The organism is Mesonia sp. K4-1, assembly GCF_008017825.1.
Taxonomy (GTDB): Bacteria; Bacteroidota; Bacteroidia; order Flavobacteriales; family Flavobacteriaceae; genus Mesonia.
Window position 1 is genome coordinate 128579 of record NZ_VRLS01000094.1, and the last position, 24658, is coordinate 153236.

Sequence of the window (24658 nt, forward strand, 5' to 3'; positions counted from 1 at the left end):
GCCCTAAGGCGGTGCAAATATATTAATAGTTTTAAAAAAATCAAGCTTTTGAATGTGTTAATTTTAATAAATATTTGTTTTTAATTTTAACCTACTAATAATCAGTCAGAAATACTTATTTAATATAAACAGTTTTTTTATTTATAAATTCATGAATTCCGAAAGAAGACAATTCTCGACCAAAACCTGACTCTTTTGTTCCGCCGAAAGGCAAACGAGGATCGCTTTTTACTAATTCGTTAATAAACACAGCTCCGTCTTCAATTTGCGGGATCATTGCTTTGGCACGTTCTAAATCTTCCGTAAAGATAGATACTCCTAACCCGAATTTTGAACGATTCACTAAATCTAATGCCTCCATATCTGTTTTAAAAGAAGTTACCGCCATAACTGGACCAAAAGTTTCTTCTTCAAAAATTGGAGATTTTTTATTTACATTTATAACTACAGTAGGCTCAAAATATGCTTTGTTTCGCTTCCCTCCTAGTATCACTTTGGCTCCTTTATCTATGGAAGATTTTAATTGCTCTTCTAGTTCTTTAGCCAATTCTTCTGTCGCCATTACACCAATATAGGTATCCTCTTCTTCTGGGTTTCCGCTTTTAAGTTCTCTTACTTCGGTTATAAAACTCTCTATAAACTTTAGGTAAATTGATTCGTGAATTAATAATCTCTTACCTGCAATGCAACTTTGACCTGTGTTTTGAAATCTTGCTTGTACACAAGCTTTTATAGTTTTATCAATATCGGCATCTTCAAATACCACTAATGCATTACTACCTCCTAACTCTAATACAGATTTTTTTATTTCTTCTGCAGCAATAGAAGCAACCGAACTTCCTGCAGGTTTACTACCGGTAAGAGTAACTGCTTTTACTCTTTTATTTCTAATTACATCTTCAACTTTACTACTTTTAATAATTAAGTTTTGAAAGCAACCTTCAGGAAAACCTGCATTTTTAAATGCTTGTTGTATGTTTTCTGCACTACGCATAACATTACTAGAATGTTTGAGTAAACAAACATTTCCTGCCATTAATGAAGGTACAGCAAATCTAAAAACTTGCCAAAAAGGGTAATTCCAAGGCATTACTGCAAATATTACTCCTAGTGGATCAAATCTTACATATGATTTTGATGCATCTGTTTTTATTTCTTGTGACTGTAATTGAGATTTTGCATTGTTTGCGTAATATTCACACACCCAAGCACATTTTTCTATTTCTGCGATTGCCTGAGTTATGGGTTTACCCATTTCTCGAGTGATAGCTAATGCATAATCCTTTTTATTTTGCTTTAATTCCTTAGCTAACTGAAGCATTAAAGTCTTTTTTCTCTCAAAATTGGTTCTACTCCAAGTTTGAAAAGTTTTATCGGCTAATTTTACTTTTTTATTAACGCTACTCTTTGAATCTTGTTTAAATTTTTCAATGATTTCGTTAGTATATGGATTGATAGACTTAATCATAATTTAATATATTCTTTGCCTATAAAATTAAGAATAGTGTCATAGATGGCTATTTTATTAAGACTACTTTAACTATTCATTTTGTGGACAAATAGTGAATAACCTATTAGGAATTTAACATATAAAAAGAGTTTGATTTGTAATTTTAATAAAAATCGATTAATTATGAGTCAGCGAGATTTAGGTTTATTAGAGGTAAGACCTATTATTGAAGGTATTCAACTTCATAACAGTGTTTCATTTAATGAGAGTTTTCAAAATAAAACTTTGCGCCCTGTGATTAAATTACAGCATTATTTAATAGTTGAGGTTTTCAAAAATTACATTAGAAAACATAAAAACGTTTTTTATCAAATATCTTTAGAAAAAAGAATAGCTTATATAGAAAACGCTATTCAAAAAGATATTAAATTTAGAAACAGTTTAAAAGGCATTATCATTGGTCAATTTACGATTGAAGAATATGAATTGTACACTCAAAACTCTTCAGCTTTAAACAAACGCATGATGAACTTAGTAAAAAAGCGAGTGATAGATAGTATTCAATTATTAGAACCTACGCCTTCCGTTGCATAAATTATGAGAAGAAAAAAGAAAAAGAATAAACCGGTAAAGGTTAAAAACACATCTGTTAATCAAGTTCCTGGACAGGTTATCTATGTAGGTAGTAAAGAAAATACGTCAACTTCTTTAGAGATTATTGACTATAATAAAGAGAAGCATGAGGTTAAACATACCAATAATATTAATGAAGTTTTTCAATATAGAGATTCGGAAGATATTACATGGGTAAATGTCAATGGCCTTAATGCTACTGAAGAAATTGAACAACTTGGAAAGTTTTATGGATTACATCCTTTAATTCTAGAAGATATAGTAAATACACAACAGCGCCCAAAAATTGATGAGTATGATACATATATCTTTATGGTTCTTAAAATGCTGTACTATGCTGAAGATGGAGAATTGATTAAAGAACATATGAGTATCGTTCTAGGAGAAAAGTATGTACTCACTTTTCAAGAGGCAGATGGAGATGTATTTGATGGAGTTCGAGATCGTATAAAAAATGCGAAAGGACGAATTAGAAATTCTGGGCCAGATTACCTCACTTACACCTTTATAGATGCTATAATTGATAATTATTTTATCATTATTGAAACCATGGGTGATAAAATTGAAGAATTAGAAGATAGTCTTTTTCTTGATGATCCCGAAGAAACTATAACTCAAGATATCCAAGATTTAAAAAAGGAAATTATACGTATTAGACGCGCTATATATCCGTTAAGGGAAGTAATAAATCGTTTAGAAAAAGGAGAGCATCCATTAATCCACGAGAAAACGAATCATTATTTAAGAGATTTATACGATCATATTATTCAGGTTTCTGAAAATATTGAGATCTATCGCGAAATGACTTGGGGCTTAATGGATATGTATATGACCACTATAAGTAATAAAATGAACGAAGTGATGAAAGTGCTTACAATTATGGCAAGTATTTTCATTCCGTTAACTTTTATGGCTGGAATTTATGGGATGAATTTTGAATATATTCCAGAGCTTCAGTTAAAATATGGTTATTTTTACCTGTGGGCCGCTATGTTAATTGTTTTCTTTGGGCTACTTTGGTATTTTAAAAGAAAAAAATGGCTTTAACTAATATTCATTTATGAAAAATAGTGCAATTGCTTTATGGTACATAGGAGTCATATTCCTTTTTTTTTCTTGCAAACAAGAACAAAATGAAAGTGAAGTAAAATCTTTTGAGTGGCAAGAAAGAATTAGTAGCCAACCTCTCACAGATTCTTTAATGAATACTGGAATTACTTATTTATCTCTATACTCTCAAATTTACAGTCTATCTGAACATAAAAAACATAATCTTACGGCTACGGTTAGCATGAGGAATACGAGTTTAAAAGATACTCTTTTTATAAGTAAAGCAGATCATTACTCTACGGAAGGAAAAATGGTAAGTTCTTATATAAATAGAACAGTGTATTTAAAGCCAATGGAAACTATTGAGATTGTAATTAATGAAAAAGATGATTTGGGAGGCACAGGAGGTAATTTTATTTTTGAATGGTTTATTCCCAAAAATTCTCCAGAGCCTTTATTTGAAGGCGTTATGATTTCCACTACAAGTCAGCAAGGGCTATCGTTTACCACACAGGGACAAAAGATTCAATAAAATCTCTCGTTAAACTTTTACTTCTTAAGAATTATATTACATATTCTTTTATAGTCTAAAGTTGACAACGATAATAAAATTTTAATATAAAAAAGCATCAGAAAAATAATTCTGATGCTTTTTTAGTAAAGGATTTAAATATTATCCTTTAGTCTGTTCCTTCATCATCATCGTTTGAAGCTTTTGTTGTAAAGCTTGATCTGATTGAAGTGCTGCTCCTATTTCTTGGTAACGATCTAATGTTAAACCATTTTCCTGAATAATTTGAGACATTTCTTTTTGCAATTGTGGTTGCATTTTTTCGATTTTGCTTACTGCAGTTTTATAACTTTTCATCTCTACCTCGGTAGCTTCTACTTTTTGCTCTGGATTTACTGAAGCCTGCTGAATAGATTGAAAACGATTTATTTCTAAACCTTCTTTCTTAATCATATCGATCATTTCTTGCTGTACTTCTTGATTTTCCATTTGCACTGCTTTGTATGCATTTGCAAATTTATTTAAGTCTGCATCACTCACTTCTGTTTGTGCAAAGGTTACTGCACTAAATAATAAGGTTAATGCAAGGACGAAATTTTTCATGTGATTTAATTTTAACATTAATACGTTTTTTATAGTTCGTTTTAAAAATTCAATACTAAGCATAAATATTCTTCTATCCCAAAAATCACTAGTTAAAGCTATTTTTTTGTCAAATTATTAACAGAAGGATAGAAAATTTTAATATTTACTACTCTATTATCGTATATAGAACAATTACAATACCAAATATCCTACTTCGTTATAAAGGAATGTTGCCATGCTTACGATTAGGTCTTAACACTTCTTTATTTTCAAGCATGCTAAACGCTTTTAGAAGTTTTCTTCTCGTATCTCTAGGCATAATCACTTCATCAATAAAGCCTCGCTTTGCTGCTTCAAATGGATTGGCGAATAACTCAGCATATTCTGCTTCTTTCTCGGCTAATTTCTGTTCAGAATCGTCGGCTTCTTTAATTTCTTTTCTAAAAATTATTTCACTAGCTCCTTTTGCTCCCATAACTGCAATCTCTGCAGTTGGCCAAGCAAAGTTTAGATCGGCTCCAATATGCTTTGAATTCATTACATCGTAAGCTCCACCGTATGCTTTACGTGTAATTACTGTTACTTTTGGCACTGTAGCTTCACTTAAAGCGTATAAAAGTTTAGCTCCGTGAAGGATAATTCCGTTCCATTCTTGATCGGTTCCTGGCAAGAAACCTGGCACATCTACTAAGACTAATAATGGAATATTAAAACAATCACAATAACGAGTAAACCTAGCTGCTTTTTTTGAAGAATCTACATCTAAAACTCCTGCTAAACTCATAGGCTGATTGGCCACTACTCCAATACTTCTTCCGCCTAAGCGAGCAAAACCCACGATTATATTTTCTGCATAATCTTTATGAATCTCATAGAAAGAATCTTCATCAATAATACCACCAATAACCTCGTGCATATCATAAGGTTTATTAGAACTATCTGGGATTAAGGTATCTAATTTCTCTCTAACTTCATCCCCCAATTCATAGGGAAGTTTAGCTGGCTTCTCCTTATTGCTTTGAGGCATATAACTTATTAGCTTTTTGATATCTTCTAAACAAGCAATATCATTAAAAGAGGTAATATGAGTAACACCAGATTTAGTAGAATGCGTACTTGCACCTCCTAACTCTTCTGAAGTAACTTCTTCATTGGTAACTGTTTTTACAACATTAGGCCCCGTTACAAACATATAACTTGTATCTTGAACCATTAGTGTAAAATCTGTCATAGCGGGAGAATATACGGCTCCACCTGCACAAGGTCCCATAATAGCGGAAATTTGAGGAATGACACCAGAAGCTTTTACATTGCGATGAAAAATATCGGCATAACCACCTAAAGAGCGTACCCCTTCTTGAATACGTGCACCTCCAGAATCGTTTAAACCTATCATAGGAGCGCCAACTTTTACAGCTAGATCCATAACTTTACATATCTTTTCTGCGTGAGTTTCAGATAAAGCTCCTCCAAAGACGGTGAAATCTTGTGCAAAGATATAAACCAACTTTCCGTGTATAGTTCCGTAACCTGTGATAACTCCATCGCCATAATATTGTTGCTTTTCCATACCAAAATCGGTAGTACGGTGCGTAACCAAAATACCGATTTCTTCAAAAGAACCTTCATCCAATAAGTATTCTACACGTTCTCTAGCGGTGAGTTTTTTCTTTTCATGTTGCTTTGCAATACGCTTCTCCCCTCCACCTAAATGCGCTAGAGCAATTTTTTCGTTTAATTTTTCTATATTTTGACTCATACTTTTGTATTCTCTTTTCGACTGAATTTATGCGTTGGGTAATCTAACTTGCTTTTCGTCTTTTAAATATTGCTTTAAAGCGATAAGCGCAGCTAATTGAGCTTCTTCTTTAGTTTGTTCTTCTAATTTTTCTGGTGCGTAATAATTTTTGACAAAGTGAGTATCAAAATCACCCGTTCTAAAAGCTTCATGTTCCATCACAAATTTTCCAAAAGGCAAAGTAGTCATTACTCCTTCTACTTCATAATTTGCAATGGCTTCGATCATTAATTGTATAGCTTCTTCTCTAGTATTTCCATAAGTGATAAGCTTAGCTAGCATGGGATCGTAATAGATAGGGACTTCCATTCCCTCTTCAAACCCATTATCAACTCTTATATTTTCTCCTTTCGGAAGTCTATATCTTTCTAAAGTACCTACACTTGGTAAGAAATTATCCAATGGGTTTTCTGCATAAACTCTCAGTTCTACAGCATGGCCGTTAATATTAATATCTTTTTGCTGAAATGATAAAGTTTCTCCTCTAGCTACACGAATTTGTTGTTCAACAAGGTCGATTCCTGTCACTAATTCAGTAACTGGATGTTCTACTTGTAAACGTGTATTCATCTCTAAAAAGTAAAAATTCTTTTGCTCATCTAACAAGAACTCTACGGTTCCTGCTCCCACATAATCACAAGCTTTTGCCACTTTTACTGCAGCTTCTCCCATTTTTTCTCGAATTGATGGAGTTAATACCACAGATGGAGCTTCTTCTACCACTTTTTGGTGACGACGTTGTACACTACATTCTCTTTCTACTAAGTGGATTACGTTACCGTAGGTATCGGCTAAAACTTGAATTTCTATATGACGAGGAGAACCTACATATTTTTCGATAAATACAGAACCATCACCAAAAGCAGATTCTGCTTCACTAATCGCTCTTTTCATCTGGTCCTCGAGTTCGGTCTCTTGCTCCACCACTCGCATCCCTTTTCCTCCGCCTCCTGCTGAAGCTTTAATAAGGATAGGGAAACCAATTTCTTTAGCAATTTCTTTCGCTTTATTAGGGTCGGTAATGGCTTCATCAATACCTGGAACCATAGGAATATCATAAGCTTTTACAGCATCTTTTGCTGCTAGCTTACTTCCCATTACTTTAATAGCTTTAGATTTAGGACCAATGAAGATAATGTTGTTATTTTCCACTTCTTCTGCAAAGGCTGCATTTTCACTTAGAAACCCATAACCAGGATGAATCGCATCTACGCTTAATTCTTTTGCTACATTTATTATGGTATCAGTTTTTAAGTAAGATTCATTGGATGGAGCAGGCCCTATGCACACGGCTTCATCTGCAAATTTTACGTGGGGTGAATTTCTATCGGCTTCAGAGAAAACTGCTACTGTTTTTATTCCCATTTTTTGGGCTGTCTGCATTACTCTTATAGCAATTTCACCTCTATTGGCTACTAATATTTTTTTAATCATCTTGTTCTTAAATTTCGTTTATTTCCGCGAAAGCGATTGGCTTTGCAAAATTATTCCATTTCAATAAGTAATTGATTTTTTTCTACGGTCTCTCCATTGGTGATAGAAATAGATTTTACCACTCCGTCTCTTGGCGCAGTTAAGGTATTTTCCATCTTCATCGCTTCTAAAACCAACAAATAATCTCCTTCTTTTACCTCATCACCCTCTTTTACATTTACTTCTAAGATAAGGCCTGGCATAGGAGCTTTGATATCATTTACCATCTGTGCATTACCAAGTGACAGTCCCATTTCTTCGATTAACAAATCAAGTTCTGTTGCTATGTCAATTTGATAAGTATTGCCATTAATTTTTACAGTGTAATGGCGCTTTAAAAAGTCTTTATCAATAATTTCTGTTTTAAAGGATCGATGATTTTTTAAAACATGATATTTATTTTCGGAAATTTCTTGTACATCAAGATTTTGAATGTCATCTAAGGTGAAGTTTAGTTCAATATCTTCGTTTACGTTTACACGATAATTTTTATCCATAGTAATAGTTGATCTATAATAATGATTGCTGGGTAAATATATAAAAAATGAAAGTTTTTGAGTTGCTTGACTTTATTTTAATTGATTAGAAGGCATGTTTTGAACATTAACATCTTCATACTTCAATTTATCGTAACTTTAGCAAAACTTGAAAAACCCTAAAAATGACTTTAAAAAACACAAAATTATTTTCGTTTGTTATTCTAATAGCATTAGGTACGCTTACACTTTCTTGTAAAGACGATAAGGCTAATCCTGAAGAAATACAACCAGAACAAAAAAAGGAAGCTGCATCACAAAAAGATAATACAACACTTGAAAACGACGCTCCTAACCCACCTCATGGTGAAACTGGTCACAGATGCGATATTCCTGTTGGAGCTCCTTTAAACAGCAAACCTGCAAATCAACAACAACAGATTCAAGTAAATGGAAATCCTGTCCAGCAACAGGCTAGAAAAACAGAAAATACCAATCCTCCCCACGGAGAGCCAGGTCACGAATGTGGCATTCCAGTTGGGGCCCCTTTAAATAAATAAAAAAATAATTAATTTTAGATAAACAAAAAGCCCAGAATTTCTGGGCTTTTTGTGTTAGAGTACTCAATATTTAATGAGGTAATTTTCCTTTTAACAAACCATATAAAAAAGTTCCTATAATTGCTCCTAAAAGAATTAGGAAAATTGAGACGAAACCTGCTCCTACTAAAGTGTACATAGGTCCCGGACAAGCACCTACCAATCCCCATCCTAAACCAAAAATAATACCGCCAAATAGATAGCGTTTTACACCTTTATCTTTAGGAGTTAATGAAAGATTAGTTCCGTCTAAAGCTTTTACCTTTTTCTTTTTAAGCCACTGCACTCCTATCATACCTATAATGACTGCAGAACCCATAATACCGTACATGTGAAATGATCCAAATTGAAACATCTCATAAATTCTAAACCAAGAAGCTGCTTCAGATTTGTACATAACAATCCCGAAAATAATTCCGATAAGTAAGTAAACTAATGTTTTCATATTAAAAAATTAAGGGGTAAAATAAATGTACCATAATTAAGCCACCTATAAAGAAGCCTACAATGGCTATTAGAGATGGTAACTGAAGATTGCTTAAACCGGAAATACCGTGTCCTGAGGTACAACCGCCTGCGTATCGAGCCCCAAATCCTACTAATATTCCGCCAAGAATAAGAATGCTTATTGTTTTAAGGTTTAAACTCTCAAGTGCAAAAATCTCTGTGGGCATGTAGGTTTGGTCTGCTGAGAAAATTCCGTAAGCTTCCAACTGAGGAATTAAAGCATCATTAATATCGACCACATTAGTCGATAAAAAATTATAAGATAAGTAACCTCCAATAGCTGCTCCAAACATCACAACCAAATTCCATCGTTGTGCTTTCCAGTCCCAATTGAAAAAGTCACTCCACTTTTCTGCTCCTCCTATAGAACACATAGTTCTTAGGTTGGATGACATTCCAAACTGTTTTCCTATAATTAAAAGTAATAGCATAATAAAGGCAATAGCGGGTCCTCCCACATACCAAGGCCAGGGCTCATATATCCAATTCATATTATATTTGTTTTAAATAAGGTTAAGCATTATAAAAACGCTTTAATATCATTACTCAAGTCTAATACTTCTACCTGAGGTAATTTCAACTCTAAAATGCTACTTCCTGCAGCACTTCTATATCCTGCGGCACAATGCACAACTACAGGTTTATCTGTAGGTACTTCTTGAGCTCTTTCTCTTAATTCATGTAATGGGATGTTAATTGAACTTTCAAAAGGCTTATTGTCCTCAACCTCGGGTTGGTTTCTTATATCGACGATGGTATAATTAGCCTCGTTTTCTTTTAATTCTTCCCCAGATATTGTGGAAGAGGTTTTTAATAACCTATGCTCTAAAGTAAGAATTCCTCGGAGTTGTCTTTCGTATCCTATTTTAGCAATTCTTCCCAAATATTTATCGAAGTTTTTTACAGAATCTACCACTAAATAAAAAGGTTCTTCTGGCCTTACAATAGCTCCCAACCAAGTTTCTAGTTTCTGTGCATCTCGTATAGCTTCAATGTTAATACTATTTGGTAAATGTCCCGCTTTAAACTCATCAATAGCACGAGTATCAACTACAATAATTTGATTGACTACTTGAGAACGATTGACTAATCTCGGGGCTTCTCCAATACTTCTTTCAAAATTGACTGCTCCCGCTTTATTAGTATCTACATCAAACCCAAAGTAATGCGGTATCATAGGTTGATCTTTCAAAATTTCATTGACAAAATCTTCTTCTGTTTGTTCTTGAAAAGCCCAATTACTCATGCGTTCTTGTCCTAATGTTGAAGAAGAAGCGTCGCTCATGTTTTTTCCGCAAAGTGAACCTGCTCCGTGGGCTGGATAAATTACCGTTTCGTTTGGTAAATGATTAAATTTATTGTTTATCGTGTGGTACATAGATTTCGCCAGCTCTTCTCGTTTAGCCTGCATATTTCCTGCTTTCTCTCTTAAATCTGGTCTTCCTACATTTCCTATGAAAATAGTATCTCCCGTAAAAAGCATTTTTTCTTTATCATCATCTGCTAAAATACAAATGCTATCTGGTGAATGTCCTGGAGAGTTGATTGCAGATAATTGTACGTTCCCTAAAGAAATATTATCTCCGTCATCAAAAGTAGTATGAGGATATTCTGCTCCTAGCAGTTTACTAGCATAAATAGTTGCTCCTGTTTCTCTATGGATCTGTAAGTGACTACTTATAAAGTCTGCATGAGGATGCGTTTCTATAACTGCCACAATTTTTGCGTCTTCCTCTTCCGCGTAAGCGTAATATTGCTGAGGATTTCTAGACGGATCTATAATTGCCATATGGTCTTCTGAAACTATTGCGTATGAGTAATGCGCTAATGCTCTATCGTTAAATTGCTTTACTTTCATTGTATAAGATTTTTATTTCTGTGTTGTTTTTTGTGTTTTTTTAAATGGGTACGCTAATTGTTCTTGAAAACTTTTAGGAAAATTTTCGTCGCCGTGAAAGCCAAGTTCTATATTTTTTCCATTTTTAGGAATATATGCTGTACCAAATATATAATCCCATATACTTAAACTCAATCCGTAGTTCATACCGTAAGGATGCTCTTTAGGTAATTCTTTTGAGTGATGCCAAATGTGCATTTTTGGATTGTTTAAAATATATCCCAACCAACCATAGCTCCAGCCTAAATTAGCATGATTTAAATGACCTATAAATACCGAAAACATATGAACTACAAAAAATTGTTCTATTCCAAAACCGATCATAGCTAGTGGAATATATTGTACTGTTTTATAAACAATAGTTTCCATAAAATGGAAGCGAAATTGTGCGGCAAACCCCATTTCTTTGACGCTATGGTGCACTTTATGAAATTTCCACAACCAAGGTTTTTTATGCAGTTGGCGATGAACATTCCATTGTATAAAATCGGCTATAAAGAACATAATAAGCAATTGTGCCCAAACTGCAAAATCTTTTACCTCTATGGCTACAATATTTTTAATTCCGAAAAGGCCTAAAAAGTCATTGAATAATTCTACTCCTACATTAGAGAGTGCATTATAACCCACTAAAGAAAAAAGGAAAAAATTAAATATGATATAGAAACTGTCTAACCAAAACCCCTTTCTAAATATAGCTTGATTTTTTCGCCAAGGAATAAAAATTTCTAGCAGCCATACCAGTAAGGATAAACCTACTAACCAATAAAAATAATTAGTCCACGACGGATTGGCAATTTCACTAACCAAATAGTTAAAATACCCCGAAAAGGACTCTTCAATTATTTTTAAATATTTCTCTAGCATTATCATATCGATTACAGAACAAAAATACACAATATCTTTACTTATATAAGTAACTCGAGTTACATTGAAGAAATTTTCTTATTATGTGACCTTTGTTACTAAAAAGTCTAATTCTTATATGTTATTTTGTGGTTGATGAAGTTGAAAACTTACATAGCGATTATTTTATGCATCATATTTTGCAGCAAATTACTATTGGTAGAAGCTAAAGCTTTTAGTTTATGGGATAATACAGATGCGATAACATTCACTAACCCATATTGTAAGAAAAAGAATGCCAAATCATCTTCTAAAGAATTAAATTTATCTGCTAGTAAAGACCACAGCTTACTAGTTTTTAGCTTTACCTGCCAACAAAACTTTCAGTTGACATCTCCATATCAAGAGATATGGTTTCAAGAAAAGCAAATGAAAGAATATGCTTACCAGCATCCTCAAATTTTAGTTCTTTTTAAAGAATTACAATTACCACCTCCCAAGCTCGTATAATTTCTTTAGATCTATTAGAAATTATTCATTTACATAAAAATTATGGCTGATCAAGTATTGGTGAGTTTGCGCTCCATTCAAGTACTTAGAATTATGCTTAGCGGAATATTTTTAGTAGCAGGTTTTAATCATCTTATTCATTTAGATAAAACCGTAAATCGTCTTAACACTGCTCGTTTAAAAGATGTAGCTTACTTTTTTGGAGATCCAAAATGGTTGGTTATTATTTCTGGAGTAGTAATGCTTTTTGCTGGGTTTAGTTTAATGATGGGTTATAAAACTAAAATTGCTGCTAGTATTCTTTTGCTAATATTAATTCCTATTACAATCACAATCCAAATGGGACAAATGTCCACATTAGGTCCGTTGTTTAAAAACCTAGCTATTATGGGCGGACTACTATTTTTCATTACCAACAATATTCAATATAAACACAAATAATCATGAGAACATTTATTATAAGCAGTTTAATATTACTATTAAGTATCACTAATCTTACTGCACAAGAAAAAAGTAATATCAGTATAAAACAAGATTATATTGTACTTACGCGAAAAATACCTCAATTAAAACCCATTTTAATCACTGCCAAAGAGCTACGAGATGAAGCTCCGCCAGCATTTGGTCATTATGAAGTAGTAATTTGCGGGAAAACCGTAAAAGATTTAGAAGATCATACTAAAATTCAACCCTTTTTAGATCAAGCTAAACAATTGGGTGTAGAAATTTTTGCTTGTGGATTTAGTTTAGAAAAGTTTAAAGTAAATCAAAATAAACTACCTGAAGATTTACAAGTTGTAAAAAATGGAATTCTTTACAATTTTAAAAAACAAAAAGAAGGTTATTTAAGTATTGAACTTTAAAAAAAAATTATGAGACCACTAAATATAATATTCATATCAATAATTTCAGTATTCTTTTTTTCTTGTGAAGAAATAGCTTTAAAAAAAGATGATCATACTGCAAATAAAAAAGATACCGTAAAGATTAGTGTTTTACAAACTGCCGATATTCATGGTCAATTAGATACTCACCCCGAACTTTTTTGGGAGAACGGGAAAATTGTATTTAAAAATCGTGGAGGTTTAGCACATATTAAAACGCTATTTGAGGAAGAACGAGCGAAAAATCCAGGAAATACGATTATCGTAGATGGAGGTGATTTAATACAAGGCAGTGGTTATACTGCACTTTCTAAAGGAGCGGTTTTACCAGAAATTATCAAACACATGAATTATGATGTACTCATCCCTGGCAATTGGGAAGTCGTATACGGTAAAAATCAGATGTTATCTATTTTAAATAATTACGAAACTCCTGTAATTGCACAAAATATGTATCATCAAGAAAATCATAAAAATCTTTTTCCTTCTCATTGGATTAAAGAAATTGACGGAGTAAAACTAGGATTCATTGGCGTGAATGATCCTGATGTTCCGATAAGGCAAAATCCAGAATTTAGTAAAGGAATAGAATTTTCAGGGTTAGATGAGACCTTAAAAGAGCAAATTCAGCAATTAAAATCTAAAGAAAAAGTAGACGTTTTATTTTTGGTCACCCACTTTGGGATATTTAAGCAAGTAGAATTAGCCAACAATCCCGTATCTAAAGAGGTTGATTATATTTTAGGAAACGATACCCACGAACGATTGAGAACCCCTATTGAAGGGAAATTTGCTAAAGTAACAGAACCTGGTGCTTTTGGTTCTTTTGTTGGGAAACTAAATTTATACATAGTGGACGGTGAAATTGTTCTTGATGAATATGAACTCATTGACGTTGACCCCGAGAAATATAATGCAGATCCTAAAATAAATGAATTAATCACAAAAGCTAAAGCTCCATACAAAGAAGAAATGGAGGAAATCATAGGCTATACCAACGTTCCTCTATTTAGGTATTTAACCGTTGAAAATCCTTTAGATAATATGATTACCAATGCAGCTAAATGGAAAACCGGCGTAGACATCGCAATTTCTAATGGCTTTAGGTTTGGAAACCCTGTTGTTCCTATAGATGGAAAACCAGCTCCTATTACCAAAGCTAATCTTTGGAACTGGTTACCTGTTAATGAGAAAATAAAAACAGGAAAAGCAAGTGGAACACAAATTAAAGAGTGGCTAGAAAAAGAGATTCATAATGCTTTCGCAGAAAATGCCACCGAACGGTTTGGAGGCTGGCTCGTAAGATTTGCAGGGATGCAAGTAGATTTTAAACTTAATGCAGAAAAAGGAAAAAAAATCAATTGGATTAAAGTCGGAGGCCAGCCAATTCAAGATGATAAAATGTATAGTATCTCGGCTTGTGTACGTCCTGGAGATCCTATTCATAATCTGTGCCGAATGTCTAATGTGGAAGATGTAGAGGTTAAAGATTATACTATTCACAATGCAGTAGAAGATTATTTAGTTAAATTTTCTCCCGTTTCACCAAAACTAGAAAAAAGATCTTATTGTGATGATTTAGGTGTACATTCGTTCTCTACAGTACCTAACACAAAATATAAATTTAAGTAAGATGAAAAAAATTAAATTTATTTTCAATATCCTTTTTTGGGTGGCTCTTATTGCTGTTATCTTTTCTACCGATTTAAGAGCAGAAGTTTTTGGGTTTATTCAGCGTGGAGTTATTGAAATTGGTTTAGTAAATCCTACAATCGAGGAAAATCACAAGACTTTAAAAAAGAATGAACCTTATCAATTAACTTTAAAAGACCAAAGAGAAGAAATGGTTCAACTTTCAGAGTTTGAAGATAAAATAGTTTTTATTAATTTTTGGGCTACTTGGTGTCCGCCGTGTATTGCAGAAATGCCTAGTATTAATCAATTACATGAAAAGTTTAAAAATGATAAGGAAATAGTTTTTCTTATGATAAGCCAGGATAAAGATTTTGGGAAGGCTAAGGATTTTTTAGAAAAGAAATCTTTTGGTTTTGATATTTTTCAAAGTCAAACTTCACTCCCTAATGATTTGAGAAGTAATAGTATTCCTGCTACGTTTGTATTAGATAAATCTGGAAATATAGTTTACGAACATATGGGAATGGCTAATTATAATTCAGATAAATTTATTTCTTTTTTAAACGAATTGAAAAAACAATAAAAAAGAAAAGCTGCTTGAGTTGTTCAAGCAGCTTTTCTTTTTAAATCTAGATTGGGTTATTGAGGAAAATCTACGTGAGTTTTTATTTCTTCTATTTGAGCAATATGACGTTGAGTATGTCCGTTTGTAAATAGTAAAAATTGGTAGGCATCTACAAATCCTGCAGGGGATTGCACTACTTGCTTCCGTAGTTTTTCACTGCTATAATTTTCTATAAGACCTTCAAATACTTCTCTATTTGCATTAAAATCTTCCAAAATACTCTGTGCTCTTTCATAAGTATTTTCTCCCTCAATTGTTTTTGGAGCTTTTGCTTTTTGCTCTCTGTTAGTAATGTATTCTACTACTTCCATATCAGTTAACTGGATGGAATCTCTAGAGGTTTGTTTTGCTTCCGTTAAGGCATTGGTAAGCATCTTGGTTAATGCTATTTCTGTCTTAATTATATGATCGGCACATTGACCTATTGACCAAGTAGAATCGGTGCTTTTAAATTTTAATTGTTTTTCGCTTAAGTCTTTTATAGTCTGGAAAAGGTTTTCTCCACTTTTTTCATATTTAGTAATAAGATGGTTCAATTCATTATCATACACAATAGTTTCTTGAGCTTCTAAAATTTCTTTTAGGTTCTCTAATCCTTCTTCAAAATCATCTCCCATATCTATAAATAAATTAATGGTATTAAAAGGATAGTTCATTACTCCTTCATTTTGCCAAGTCACTTTGGTTTTACTTTTTCCAATAGATTCTGTACTTATTTTGGCAGTCATTGGTTCACCATAATCGTCTATTGCAATTTCGGTAGTCATACTCTTACCTACCTCTATAGCCATTATTTTTTGATTTCCTTTTCCTACTTGCCAGTCATCACTTTCCCAAAAAACAGTAAATCCTACAGCTGCATCTTCTCCTTCGTAGGTTTGTTTAATTTCGGGATCCATTAAATTCCAAGTGCCATAATTATTTTGATTTTTTAAATGTTTTACATAATTAAACACTTGCTCTTGAGGTTTATTAATAATAACATCTTCGCGGTTACTAAATTCTTTTGGCATTATTAAACCTGCAATCAAGAAAAAACCAATAATTAAAATAATTAGAACTCCAATAAACTTTAAAACTTTCATGATTTATTTATATAGCTTGTGAATGACCAAATATCGTGATAAAATTTTAACTTTAAATACCAAAAAAAATTATGAAAACGTATGTAGCTTTTCTTAGAGGAATAAATGTAGGCGGACACCATAAAGTGCCTATGAAGGATCTAAAATGTTTATTAGAAAAAAATAACTATAAAAATGTAACCACTTTATTAAATTCTGGCAATATTATTTTTGATGGTGATGAAGCTTCCGCGGAAGAAATTCAGCAGCAATTAAGCTGTATGTTAGAAGAGAAATTTGGTTTTTCGATTCCTACCTTGGTTAAAACCAAAAATGAGATAATAACAATTTTAGAGCATAACCCTTTCCTATCTGTTAGTTTAAACAAAGATTTAAAGTTATATGTTAGCTTTGTATTTGACCCTCTGCCTAAAAAAATAAATTTAAAAGATTTAGAAACTGAATCTTTTAAAATAATAAAGATTAATTCTCGTGAAATCTATTCAGTTCTAAATAACACTAAGGGTAAAACTACAAAAGCTATGGAAAATATGGATAGACACTTTAATAAATCACTTACCACTCGCAATTGGAATACTATAGTAAGAATAGGTAAAAAGTTGAGAGATTAATTACCACAATTCTTTCCAGAAAATATAAATTCCCATGACAAGTACCAACCCTCCGAATCCTTTTTTAAGTTTAGCACCGTCAATAAATTTATTTAAATAAATCCCCACAAATATTCCCACAATAGCAAATGCTGAAAAAGACAATAAAAAAGACCAATTTATCGGCATGTATAGAGCGTCTCCTGCAAATCCTACCAAAGAATTAATAGCTATTACAAATAAAGATGTTGCTACCGCTTGTTTTATAGGAAGTTTTGCTAAGAAAATAAGAATGGGTACAATTATAAATCCGCCACCAGCGCCAACTAAACCAGTAATTATTCCTACCAAAGCACCTAAACTTACAAGAGGAAAATAGTTTATTGTTTTAGATTTTGTAATCTCTTTTTGAAGAACTCTACGCTTTTTATCTAAAATCATAGAGAAAGACGCTGCTAGCATTAAAATTGAAAAAAATACCATAATAGCAATGTCTTTTGTCAGCAAAAAACTAGCGTTACTGAAAATAACCTCTGGTATAGCAGGAATAATAAACTTTCGGGTAGAGAAAACCATTATAGCGGCTGGAATAGCAAAAAATAGAGAGGTTTTAAAGTTTACTAGTCCTTTTTGAAGATTTTTGATAGCTCCAAATAGAGATGAAATTCCCACAACAAATAAAGAATACCCTGTCGCTAAAACAGGCTCTATTCCTAATAAGTAAACAAAGACTGGCACAGTAAGAATAGAACCACCTCCACCCGTAAGTCCTAAAACAATACCGATAATTAACGCACCTATGTAACCTAAAATTTCTATCAATGTTTTTTAATTTTAAAACAAAACTATCAAATTATAAATTTGATTTAAGTAATGTGGGTTACACAGTGAGAATTTTTATTTGATTTCTATGAATTTCTATTTGGTTTTGATTTTCTAATTTCTTTAATAATCGTGAAATAACTACTCTTGAAGAATTTAAATCTTTAGCTATTTCTTGATGGGTTATTTTTAAATCGCTGGCTTGCGCAAACTTTTGTTTATCTTTTAGATAATCTATAAGCCTATCATCTAGGTTAGAAAACGCTATTTTATCGATAGAGTTTAAAGCTTCCATAAGACGAGTGTGATAACTCTCAAAAACATAATTTCGCCAGCTTTTGTATTTAGAAGCCCATTCTTCCATTTTTTGAACGGGAATCATTAAGAGTTGAGCATCGGTTTCTGCTGTAGCTTTAATTTCACTTTTATTAATTCCTAAACAGCACGTAAGAGTCATGGCACAGGTTTCTCCTTCTTCAATAAAATAAAGTAAAAGTTCATCTCCATTTTCGTCTTCACGCAAAATCTTAATGACTCCATTTAAGATTAAGGGCATCGATCGTATATAATCTCCCTTTTGAATAAGCTCCTCCCCTGCTACTACATTTTTTATAATAGCATCTTTTTCTATTTCATTTAAAAGCTCAGGTTGGAATAATCCTGAAAATTTTTGAGTGATAATTTCTTTCATGAACTTTACTTTTTCACTGCTTTCACCTCTTCTAAAGTAACTTTTTGGTCTTGTTTATTCTCCCAAGCATTCATGATGTAATTCATCACCTCTACCACTTCTTCATCACTTAATCCTAAAGGTGTCATTATATTCTCGTAAGTTTTACCATTTACAGTAATCTCACCACTTAACCCATACTTTACGGCGTGTATACTTTCTTTTCTTTTTTCGGTTAACCAATTAGAACCTCTTAGCGGCGGATAAATTTTTGGGATTCCTTTTCCCGTAGGTAAATGACACTGTGCACAAAATTGATTGTAAATTTCTTTTCCTTTTTGATGCTGAGCAGTTTTTTTAATCTTTGAATCTGAAGAAACTACATAAGACTCTTCTTTCTTCTCTGAATTTTCTTTACAGCCTATTAATAAAATTCCGATAAGGATTATACAGCAATATTTAATCATTCTTTAAGGGGTTTAATTTTACGATTCCTAGATTTTCTACGCCAATGTAAATATAACCATCTTCTGCTTGATTTATACTTCTAACTCGTCCTATATTTTCTAATAATTTAGTTCTTTCTACTATTTTTTTTCCGTCTAATTTTAAGAATTCTAGATATTGAAATTTTAAAGAGCCTACTAAAAGACCGCCTTTTAATTTGGGATATTTATTGGATGTTACAAAAGCCATTCCGCTGGGAGCAATACTTGGCACCCAATAATGAATAGGTTGCTCCATCCCTACTTGAGCGGTTTTATCGGTAATAGGTATACCGCTGTAATTTTTTCCATAAGTAATTACTGGCCAACCATAATTCGCCCCTTTTTTAACCACATTTACTTCATCACCTCCCATAGGGCCGTGTTCGTGCAACCAAATTTCTTTGGTTTGTGGGTGAACCTCCATTCCTTGCGGATTTCTATGTCCGTAACTATAAATGGCTTTTTTCGCTTCCGCGGAAGCATAAAATGGATTATCGGTCGGGATGCTACCATCCTCTTTTAGTCGGTAAACCTTACCCCCATCTAGAGTTATATCTTGTGGATTTTCGTCTCTATTTCCTCGCTCACCAATAGAAAAATACACATTGTTTTCTTCATCAAAGACGATTCGACTTCCAAAATGCTGACCTCTAGTAGTATTAGGTGTAGCTTTATAAAGTAATTCTTTTTGCACTAAACTTTCATTTTCTAGTTTAGCTCTCATTAATGCAGTATTGCCTCCATCACCTTCTCCTTCCGCGGAAGCATAGGTAAAATAAATCCATCCGTTATTCTTGTAATTGGGATGCAAAGCAATGTCTAAAAGCCCTCCTTGTCCTCTATTATAGACCGCTGGCATATTCTTAATAAGATTTTTTTTATCATTTTTTACTAAAACCAAATCTCCTTTTTTCTCGTTAATTAACATAGAATCATCGGGTAAGAATACAAAGCCCCAGGGGTTTTCTAAATCACTTACAACAATTTCATAATCATATTTGTTAGTAGGGTTTTGTATTTTTTTATTGTTTTCTGCCTTTTGTATTTGTCCGCATGAAACAAGTGTAAAGGATAAAATTATCGATAGAATGAATATATTTTTCATAACTTACTTTTGCTTTAAATTTAAATAGATAATTAATAAACGCCTAATTATATTAATAGAAACGTAAATTAACCGTTAAGATTCGTTATAATTGCAAAAAAATAATAAATAAATTATGAAGAAAATTTTATTCTTATTAAGTATTTTCTCTTGTTTTTCATTTTTTGGACAAGACATAAAACCTATTCCTCAGAAAATAGAAACTTATAAGCAAAATGATGGTGAGTTTGTATCATTTCAACTTTTTTCAAAAATAGAAAATAGCGAAGATTTGGAAAAACTCTCTACGCTTGCCACTGATGCCACAGTTTTAAAACTTGATAATAATCAGTTACAAAAGTTAATTTCAGAAAAGCCAAAAGCAATTGAGGTTTCTTTCTTCTATCAACAGCAAGAAGTTAAGGTTCAACTTTTAAAAACTAACGTATTTACAGAAGATTTTAAAGCATTTGATGAAAAGAAAAATTTAATTAATTATGATTTAGGGGCTTATTACCAAGGTGCAATAGCCAACAACCCTAACTCTTTAGTTGGTTTTAGTTTTTTTAGTAATGATGTGATGGGAGTTACTACTTCATTAGATCTTGGAAATATTGTGTTAGGAAAAATAAAAGGTTCTAACCACTTCATTACCTATGCAGATAATAATTTAACGAAAGAAAATCCTTTTGAATGTGGGATAGATGAAATAAAGGAAAATCAAAATTCTGAAAAAGCTTATGAGGATAGTTTAGAGGCAAGATCAACTAATACTACTAATTGTGTAAGAGTTTATTATGAAATTGCTTATGCTCCTTATACAAATAACAATAGTGATACTACACAAACCTTAAACTGGTTAACGGCCATACATAACAACATCGCTACTTTGTACTCTAACGATAATATACAAACTGCTTTAAGCGAAGTTATGATTTGGACCAATCAAGATCCTTATCAATTCGGTTATTCTGGTAACCTTTCTTACTTCGCTAACACAAGAACAGGTTTTAATGGAGATTTAGCGCATTTAGTAAACTACCCAACAACCACATCTGTTGCTTATCTAAATTCTTTATGTACACAAAATAGATTTGCGTATTCTGGTATTGACCAATTTTATGAAGATGTACCTACCTATTCTTGGACTATTATGGCAATGACACACGAAATGGGACACGCTTTAGGATCTCCGCATACTCACGCTTGTTCTTGGAATGGGAACAATACCGCTATTGATGGCTGCGGACCAAACTCCGGAAACGGAGAAGGATGTAATGCTGCTTTACCAACTAATGGTGGTACCATCATGAGCTATTGCCATTTAGTATCTGGAGTTGGAATTAATTTCCTTAACGGATTTGGTTCTCAACCTGCCACAAGAATACAAAATACAGTAGATTCTAAGTCTTGTCTAGGATCTAACTGTACTACTTCTTCTTGTATTGCCAGTGTGTATGATGCTACTTTTAGTAATATGACCCAAAATTCAGCAACGGTTAATATTATAGATAATTATTCTAGCCAATGGGAATATAGAGTTTATCCAAATAATTCTTTCAGCAATACTTGGATTAGCACCACTACTAAATCAATTAATTTGACACAATTACAACCTAATTCATATTACGTTTTTGAAATTAAAAATATCTGTAATAATGGAGGTTCATTTAATACTAGCACTAAAAGGATCTTTTTAACCGATGGTGATTATTGTAATGGAGATGTGTTTACAGACACAGGAGGCGCAAATGGTTTTTATAGCAATAATGAATATTTAGTGAAAACTTTTACTCCTCCTGCAGGGAAGGCGTATACCATGACATTCTCTCAATTTGATTTAGAATCAGGTTATGATTTTATGACCATCTATGATGGAGACAGTACAGATGATCCTATTTTTACAAATGCTAATTTAATCTCTGGGAGTAATGTTGGAGGTCCTTTTGTATCTACTCACCCTTCTGGTGCAATTACAGTGAAATTTGTTTCTGATGCAGGAGTAACCCAAGGTGGTTGGACTGCTTCTTTTTCTTGTAGTAATTTATCTACAACTAATTATGAATCAAATTTATTCAGTATATATCCAAATCCTACTTCTGCTAAAGTTCAGATTTCTGCAGAAGAGAATATCAATGAAGTAGGTGTTTATGATACTACAGGTAGATTAGTGAAATCTTTAAAAAGTATAGAGTCTAAAGAAGCTCAACTTGATTTAAGTAAGCTTTCTAGCGGAGTGTATTTTATTAAGGTTTCTTCTTTAACTTCCCATGCTACTAAACAGATTATTAAAAACTAAAGTTTTTCTAGTCATTAATTTTTAAATAAAAAAAGCTTCGCAAAATTGCGAGGCTTTTTTTATCTACCGATTGTAATCAAAGCTCTTTTCTCTTTCACTTGAAATCTAAAAATTAAAAAGCTACTTATAAGTAGACAAGAAAAAATAACTATAGCCATAGGAAGCATACTTTTAGTATTTAGACTACTTATAATAAATGAAGCTATAGCTCCTAACGCCATTTTTAAACTTCCCACTAAAGCCGAAGCTCTACCTGCTCTTTTAGTAAATGGGTATAATGATAAGGCCGTTGTATTTGGGTTTTGGAAACCGAGAAGAAAGAGAATAAAGAATAGATTTATAATTGTTAGATAAAAATCATTCCACCATAAACTATTTAAAATAAGGAAAATCGATAAACCTATCAAAGCTACACTTATGATTTTCGTTACTTTAAATGTAGAGTTTTTCTTTAAAACAAGTCGGTTTAGTTGAGAACCGACAATAAGTCCTGCTGCATTTAGTCCAAATAGCCAACCAAATTCAGTTTCAGATAAATTGAAGTTATCCATAAAAAGTATAGGTGCATTTGAAATATAGGCAAATAAAGCTCCTATAGTAAAACTACCTGCTAAAGAAAAAGTGAGGAAAATTTTATCAGTAAATATTCCGTAATATTTATTGATAACCTTACTTAGTTTAAGCTCTACCGTTTTATCTGGCTCTATACTTTCTGGTAAGAATTTAAATACACTAAAAAACATAAGGAGAGCAAATATAGATAGGATAATGAAAATGATATGCCAAGTAAAATAGGTGATCACAATTCCTCCAATTGTGGGTGCTATAATTGGTGCTCCTCCCATGATAAGCATGAGAAATGAAATTGCTCTAGCAACTTCTTCTGGTGGAAAAATATCTCTCACTACTGCTTTTGCAGCCACCATCCCGGCAGAAGCCCCAACCGCAAGAAAAAATCTAGAGATGACTAACCACATTAGCGTAGGTGAGTATGCACAACTTATGGCTGCCAAAAAATATATAAGTAGTCCAAACAACAAAGGTTTTTTTCTACCATATTTATCCATAATAGGACCATACATTAATTGTCCCAGTGCTATTCCTATAAAATAGCTAGTTAATGACAGTCCTACATCTGTTTTGCTAATTGAAAATTCTTTAGCTATGCTCCCAAAACTGGGTAAATACATATCTATAGAAAATGGCCCTAAGGCTATGAGTGTTCCTAATACGAATAGGATTATTCTCTCTCGTTTATGATCTCTAACGGTAAAATCTTCTTGCATTTTGCAAATTTCGACCAATCGTAATTGCTACAATACCTATAAATTTCATTTAACATTTAATTAGTATTCTGACGAATTTCTACTCACTTTATATGTATTTCCATTAGTAAATAAAGATAATTATCGCTTAAAAAATACTATGCGTTATATATTACACTTCCATTTTATTATATTCGCAGGTGAAATTTACGGGATGTAGCTTAGTCCGGTTAAAGTGCGCGTCTGGGGGGCGCGAGAGCGGAGGTTCGAATCCTCTCATCCCGACTTTTAAAACCTAGGTTTTAACACAAATCAAGAGTAATTATATGAATATCATATATTTACTCTTTTTTTTTACTATAAACTCAAGCAAATGATCTCATTCAAAACGTGAGTAAATCGTGAGTTTTTTGGTCATTGCCTGAGTTAATCGTGAGTTCATTTTTTGTATCTTTACGATCTTAAATTACTTATTTAGAGCATTTTGTAATAGTTTGACTTTCGTACAGCAACTATTGTTTCATTAAAGAAAGACCAAATGCGTACAAATCAAACCTATTCCGTATCATTTTTTATCCGTAAAAAGAAAAAACAACCCCAATTAGCCGCCCTGTATTCCAGGATAACCGTCAATGGCAGATCATTGGAACTAAGTTTAAAAAGAACAATTCCGTCAGAAAAATGGGATTCCGTAAAAAACCGCTACAAAGGCAATTCCGAGGAGGCAAAAATTATTAATGCTAAGATTCAGGGTAACCATTCCAAATTGCTTTCCATTTATGACGAATTAATCAAAGAAGATAAAATTATTACTGCCCAACTTGTCAAAGCCCGGTATTTGGGCACGGACCAAAAACACAAATCCTTAACCGATCT

Annotated in this window: 27 protein-coding genes and 1 tRNA gene; 13 read left to right on the top strand and 15 right to left on the bottom strand. The window is 32.6% G+C overall.

Annotated features, from left to right (window positions below; all coding sequences use genetic code 11):
• Positions 1-115 precede the first annotated feature (115 nt).
• A complete protein-coding gene (locus FT986_RS15525) occupies positions 116-1468 on the bottom strand; it encodes an NAD-dependent succinate-semialdehyde dehydrogenase (protein ID WP_147865814.1) in 1353 nt (450 codons plus the stop codon).
• Positions 1469-1633: 165 nt separating this feature from the next.
• On the opposite strand from FT986_RS15525, the gene FT986_RS15530 reads away from it, so the two are divergent.
• The 3 genes from FT986_RS15530 to FT986_RS15540 are packed head-to-tail and all read left to right on the top strand — an operon-like array spanning position 1634 to position 3665.
• On the top strand, positions 1634-2044 hold the full coding sequence (locus FT986_RS15530) for a glyoxalase (protein WP_147865815.1): 411 nt from the start codon (positions 1634-1636) through the stop codon (positions 2042-2044).
• Positions 2045-2047: 3 nt separating this feature from the next.
• A complete protein-coding gene (corA, locus tag FT986_RS15535; protein WP_147865816.1) occupies positions 2048-3130 on the top strand; it encodes a magnesium/cobalt transporter CorA in 1083 nt (360 codons plus the stop codon).
• A gap of 13 nt (positions 3131-3143) precedes the next feature.
• Positions 3144-3665: a DUF3124 domain-containing protein gene (locus tag FT986_RS15540; protein ID WP_147865817.1), complete on the top strand. Its 522-nt coding sequence runs from the start codon at positions 3144-3146 to the stop codon at positions 3663-3665.
• Between the two features lie 141 nt (positions 3666-3806).
• Here FT986_RS15540 and FT986_RS15545 read toward each other — a convergent pair whose 3' ends face one another.
• The 4 genes from FT986_RS15545 to FT986_RS15560 form a co-directional block, all read right to left on the bottom strand.
• On the bottom strand, positions 3807-4247 hold the full coding sequence (locus FT986_RS15545) for a DUF4168 domain-containing protein (RefSeq protein ID WP_147865818.1): 441 nt from the start codon (positions 4245-4247) through the stop codon (positions 3807-3809).
• A 199-nt stretch (positions 4248-4446) separates the two neighbouring features.
• Positions 4447-5988: an acyl-CoA carboxylase subunit beta gene (locus FT986_RS15550; RefSeq protein WP_147865819.1), complete on the bottom strand. Its 1542-nt coding sequence runs from the start codon at positions 5986-5988 to the stop codon at positions 4447-4449.
• A gap of 27 nt (positions 5989-6015) precedes the next feature.
• Complete coding sequence (gene accC / locus FT986_RS15555; protein ID WP_147865840.1) at positions 6016-7458, bottom strand: acetyl-CoA carboxylase biotin carboxylase subunit; 1443 nt, start codon at positions 7456-7458, stop codon at positions 6016-6018.
• Between the two features lie 53 nt (positions 7459-7511).
• Positions 7512-7997: an acetyl-CoA carboxylase biotin carboxyl carrier protein subunit gene (locus FT986_RS15560; protein ID WP_147865820.1), complete on the bottom strand. Its 486-nt coding sequence runs from the start codon at positions 7995-7997 to the stop codon at positions 7512-7514.
• Positions 7998-8161: 164 nt separating this feature from the next.
• Between FT986_RS15560 and FT986_RS15565 the strand changes: the two genes are divergently transcribed.
• On the top strand, positions 8162-8536 hold the full coding sequence (locus FT986_RS15565) for a hypothetical protein (RefSeq protein ID WP_147865821.1): 375 nt from the start codon (positions 8162-8164) through the stop codon (positions 8534-8536).
• 70 nt (positions 8537-8606) lie between these two features.
• On the opposite strand, the gene FT986_RS15570 is transcribed toward FT986_RS15565, so the two are convergent.
• Genes FT986_RS15570 through FT986_RS15585 form a run of 4 tightly spaced genes read right to left on the bottom strand, consistent with a single transcriptional unit; the run spans position 8607 to position 11846 of the window.
• Complete coding sequence (locus FT986_RS15570; RefSeq protein ID WP_147865822.1) at positions 8607-9020, bottom strand: DUF6691 family protein; 414 nt, start codon at positions 9018-9020, stop codon at positions 8607-8609.
• Between the two features lies 1 nt (position 9021).
• Positions 9022-9573, bottom strand: coding sequence for a YeeE/YedE family protein (locus FT986_RS15575; RefSeq protein ID WP_147865823.1), 552 nt, complete (start codon positions 9571-9573; stop codon positions 9022-9024).
• 29 nt (positions 9574-9602) lie between these two features.
• On the bottom strand, positions 9603-10940 hold the full coding sequence (locus FT986_RS15580; RefSeq protein ID WP_147865824.1) for a rhodanese-like domain-containing protein: 1338 nt from the start codon (positions 10938-10940) through the stop codon (positions 9603-9605).
• 12 nt (positions 10941-10952) lie between these two features.
• Positions 10953-11846 (bottom strand): sterol desaturase family protein, encoded by an 894-nt coding sequence (locus FT986_RS15585; protein ID WP_147865825.1) that lies wholly within the window; start codon positions 11844-11846, stop codon positions 10953-10955.
• A 135-nt stretch (positions 11847-11981) separates the two neighbouring features.
• Between FT986_RS15585 and FT986_RS15590 the strand changes: the two genes are divergently transcribed.
• The 5 genes from FT986_RS15590 to FT986_RS15610 are packed head-to-tail and all read left to right on the top strand — an operon-like array spanning position 11982 to position 15437.
• Positions 11982-12335 carry a hypothetical protein gene (locus FT986_RS15590; protein ID WP_147865826.1) on the top strand — a complete coding sequence of 118 codons (354 nt, stop codon included), beginning with the start codon at positions 11982-11984 and terminating at the stop codon, positions 12333-12335.
• A 42-nt stretch (positions 12336-12377) separates the two neighbouring features.
• On the top strand, positions 12378-12776 hold the full coding sequence (locus FT986_RS15595; protein WP_147865827.1) for a DoxX family protein: 399 nt from the start codon (positions 12378-12380) through the stop codon (positions 12774-12776).
• A 2-nt stretch (positions 12777-12778) separates the two neighbouring features.
• Positions 12779-13198, top strand: a complete 420-nt coding sequence (locus FT986_RS15600; protein WP_147865828.1) for a sulfur reduction protein DsrE — start codon at positions 12779-12781, stop codon at positions 13196-13198.
• Between the two features lie 9 nt (positions 13199-13207).
• Positions 13208-14851, top strand: a complete 1644-nt coding sequence (locus FT986_RS15605; RefSeq protein ID WP_147865829.1) for a bifunctional UDP-sugar hydrolase/5'-nucleotidase — start codon at positions 13208-13210, stop codon at positions 14849-14851.
• 1 nt (position 14852) lies between these two features.
• On the top strand, positions 14853-15437 hold the full coding sequence (locus FT986_RS15610) for a TlpA disulfide reductase family protein (RefSeq protein ID WP_147865830.1): 585 nt from the start codon (positions 14853-14855) through the stop codon (positions 15435-15437).
• A gap of 56 nt (positions 15438-15493) precedes the next feature.
• On the opposite strand, the gene FT986_RS15615 is transcribed toward FT986_RS15610, so the two are convergent.
• Complete coding sequence (locus tag FT986_RS15615) at positions 15494-16564, bottom strand: DinB family protein (protein ID WP_147865831.1); 1071 nt, start codon at positions 16562-16564, stop codon at positions 15494-15496.
• Between the two features lie 71 nt (positions 16565-16635).
• On the opposite strand from FT986_RS15615, the gene FT986_RS15620 reads away from it, so the two are divergent.
• Positions 16636-17175, top strand: coding sequence for a DUF1697 domain-containing protein (locus tag FT986_RS15620; protein WP_147865832.1), 540 nt, complete (start codon positions 16636-16638; stop codon positions 17173-17175).
• Here the strand turns inward: FT986_RS15620 and FT986_RS15625 are convergent, their stop codons facing one another.
• The 4 genes from FT986_RS15625 to FT986_RS15640 are packed head-to-tail and all read right to left on the bottom strand — an operon-like array spanning position 17176 to position 20239.
• The gene (locus FT986_RS15625; protein ID WP_147865833.1) at positions 17176-17976 is read right to left on the bottom strand and encodes a sulfite exporter TauE/SafE family protein; all 801 of its coding nucleotides are present in this window, start codon (positions 17974-17976) and stop codon (positions 17176-17178) included.
• Between the two features lie 58 nt (positions 17977-18034).
• On the bottom strand, positions 18035-18667 hold the full coding sequence (locus tag FT986_RS15630) for a Crp/Fnr family transcriptional regulator (protein WP_147865834.1): 633 nt from the start codon (positions 18665-18667) through the stop codon (positions 18035-18037).
• Positions 18668-18672: 5 nt separating this feature from the next.
• Entirely contained in the window at positions 18673-19113 is a 441-nt protein-coding gene (locus FT986_RS15635) for a cytochrome c (protein ID WP_147865835.1), read from the bottom strand.
• Positions 19106-20239, bottom strand: coding sequence for a PQQ-dependent sugar dehydrogenase (locus tag FT986_RS15640; RefSeq protein WP_147865836.1), 1134 nt, complete (start codon positions 20237-20239; stop codon positions 19106-19108). The genes FT986_RS15635 and FT986_RS15640 overlap by 8 nt, the downstream gene beginning before the upstream one ends.
• Positions 20240-20354: 115 nt before the next feature.
• Between FT986_RS15640 and FT986_RS15645 the strand changes: the two genes are divergently transcribed.
• Positions 20355-22517, top strand: coding sequence for a T9SS type A sorting domain-containing protein (locus FT986_RS15645; protein ID WP_147865837.1), 2163 nt, complete (start codon positions 20355-20357; stop codon positions 22515-22517).
• A gap of 59 nt (positions 22518-22576) precedes the next feature.
• Here FT986_RS15645 and FT986_RS15650 read toward each other — a convergent pair whose 3' ends face one another.
• Positions 22577-23803 carry a multidrug effflux MFS transporter gene (locus FT986_RS15650; protein WP_147865838.1) on the bottom strand — a complete coding sequence of 409 codons (1227 nt, stop codon included), beginning with the start codon at positions 23801-23803 and terminating at the stop codon, positions 22577-22579.
• A 189-nt stretch (positions 23804-23992) separates the two neighbouring features.
• Between FT986_RS15650 and FT986_RS15655 the strand changes: the two genes are divergently transcribed.
• Together FT986_RS15655 and FT986_RS15660 are read left to right on the top strand one after the other, a co-directional pair.
• Positions 23993-24067, top strand: a tRNA-Pro gene (locus tag FT986_RS15655).
• A gap of 253 nt (positions 24068-24320) precedes the next feature.
• Positions 24321-24658: Arm DNA-binding domain-containing protein (locus tag FT986_RS15660; protein WP_255506005.1), on the top strand; the 338-nt coding region annotated here is incomplete at its 3' end.